This window comes from Rhodococcus sp. (in: high G+C Gram-positive bacteria), assembly GCF_049286785.1.
Classification (GTDB): Bacteria; Actinomycetota; Actinomycetes; order Mycobacteriales; family Mycobacteriaceae; genus Rhodococcus_F.
In genome coordinates this window covers 1-1,962 of sequence record NZ_JBAQEO010000112.1, presented here as the reverse complement: position 1 = coordinate 1,962, position 1,962 = coordinate 1, and the positions used below count along the sequence as shown (strand labels likewise).

The window sequence follows — 1,962 nt, the reverse complement described above, 5'->3', positions numbered from 1 at the left end:
GTCATCGGTTCCGCGAACGCCTCGCACAACTCCACCGTCGCCGACGAAGCCGTGATCATCACCGACGACCCCGACCTTATTGCCGCGGCCCGCACCTTCATCGACAAAATGGACGAGGTCACCTAGGGCATGTCTGACAATTGGCGGGTCCAGGCGATGACCGCGTTCAGGACCACCGCCGCTCGGTACACGATGGCGAGCTTGTCGTAGCGAGTGGCAAGACCGCGCCACTGCTCGAGGTGGCAGAACCTGTGTTCGACCACGTTGCGGCCGCGGTAGTCGGCGGGGTCGAATGCCGGTGGTCGGCCGCCGCGCGAGCCACGGCGACGACGATGCCCGGCCTGATCCGACGGTTCGGCGATTACCGCACCAGTACCGCGTCGCCACAGCAACTCCCGATTGGCGCGCGAAGAGCACGCCTTGTCGCCGCGGACCCGGTGCGGACGGGTACGTGGCCGTCCACCTGCGACTCGCGGAACCTTCAGATTGTCGAGCAGATGAGAGAAGGCCGGTGAGTCGCCGGACTGGCCCGGCGCTACGAGCACGACCAGTGGGAGTCCGTGGCCGTCGACGAGGTGATGGATCTTCGTCGACAGGCCACCACGAGACCGGCCGACCGCATGGTCAGACGGCTCGGTCCCACAGATGCAGATCCGAGCTGAACCGATGGCCGGTTGCGTTCGAGCGCCTCGACCGCTTCAGTGAGCCGATGCGACGTCTTCGTCGAGAAATCCCTTCAATCCGCCACTGAAGACATCGTTGTCGTCGCCGGCGACCATATGGCCGGCCCCGGTGACGTCGATCAGTGTGGCGGTCGGGATCAGCTCGAGCAGTTCCTTGGCGCCTTCCTCGCTGACCACATTGGATTGCTTGCCACGAACGAGCATCGTGGGAACGGTGATCGCGGCTGCGGCGTCCCGAGCGCGTTCGTATCGCACGATCGAGTCGGCTTGGCGAGTGGGCTCGTCGCCGTGGCGAAGGAACGCCGGATCCCAATGCCAGTACCAGCGGCCATCACGCAGGCGGAGGTTTTTGTGCAACCCCTGCGGGTTGGGCTTGCGGACACGGTTCGGGGTATACGCCGCGATCGCTGCCGCAGCGTCGTCGAGACTCTCGAAACCATCGAGGCCACTGTGCATGAAGGACATGATTTCCGCGGTGCCGGCGGTTTCGATCTTCGGTGCGATATCGACCAAGACCAGACCGCGTGCGAGCTCGGGATTCTCCCCTTGCCCGATCAACGACGTCATACCGCCCATCGAGGCACCGACGAGTACCGGCTTCTCCCCCAGTTCGCCGATGATCGATGTCAAGTCGGCGACCAACGCATCGATGCCGTAGTCCCCGTCCGGTGCCCACTGGCTGTCTCCATGTCCACGAGCGTCCACAGCGATGGCGGACCAGCCGTCGGCCGCGAGGCTGCGTCCGGTGTTTCGCCAGGAATGCCGGGTCTGCCCGCCGCCATGCAGCAACAGAACCAAGCCCTTTCGGTCGACGCCCAATCCGCTGGCACCCCGTGTCGGTGGATCCCACCGGTCGGCGGCAAGCGTGACACCGTCACCGCGGAATTCGGACTGTGTGACTACCGGATCCATAAAGTTCCTCACCAACATTATCGAGTTGAGCATTCTCCACCATTTTGCACGACGGGTGAACAACGATTCACCCCGTACTCGTCGCATGACGCATCGACGTCGGTCCGACGCGTTTCAGCCGCCCGTCCAGCGCAGCGGTCGCTTCTCGAAGAACGCGTCGATACCTTCACGCTTCTCTGCCGAGGACGTGATCGCCGCCTTGGCCCGTTCAGTCACTTCCCACCCGTGGACGTCGCAATCGTGCTGGTGTTCGCCCAGTTGTTCAACGCCTTCAATGCCCGTTCGGAGACCGGTTCCGCCTTCCGCCGTGTGTTCGCCAATTCCTGGCTGTGGGGTGCTATCGCGCTCTCGGCGCTGCTTCAGGTGG

At 64.1% G+C, this 1,962-nt stretch carries 3 protein-coding genes and 1 pseudogene; 2 read left to right on the top strand and 2 right to left on the bottom strand.

The annotated features are described in order from the left end of the window. A pseudogene (locus WAW17_RS04415) lies at positions 1–123 on the top strand (phosphatidylserine/phosphatidylglycerophosphate/cardiolipin synthase family protein); the annotation flags it as partial. Here the strand turns inward: WAW17_RS04415 and WAW17_RS04410 are convergent. Together WAW17_RS04410 and WAW17_RS04405 are read right to left on the bottom strand one after the other, a co-directional pair. Then, complete coding sequence (locus WAW17_RS04410; RefSeq protein WP_422331794.1) at positions 123–647, bottom strand: IS5 family transposase; 525 nt, start codon at positions 645–647, stop codon at positions 123–125. The pseudogene WAW17_RS04415 and the gene WAW17_RS04410 sit on opposite strands and share 1 nt — an antisense overlap. A 51-nt stretch (positions 648–698) precedes the next feature. After that, entirely contained in the window at positions 699–1,595 is an 897-nt protein-coding gene (locus tag WAW17_RS04405; RefSeq protein WP_422331792.1) for an alpha/beta fold hydrolase, read from the bottom strand. Positions 1,596–1,820: 225 nt separating this feature from the next. Between WAW17_RS04405 and WAW17_RS04400 the strand changes: the two genes are divergently transcribed. After that, the coding region (locus WAW17_RS04400; protein WP_422331793.1) for a cation transporting ATPase C-terminal domain-containing protein at positions 1,821–1,962 on the top strand (142 nt) is incomplete at its 3' end.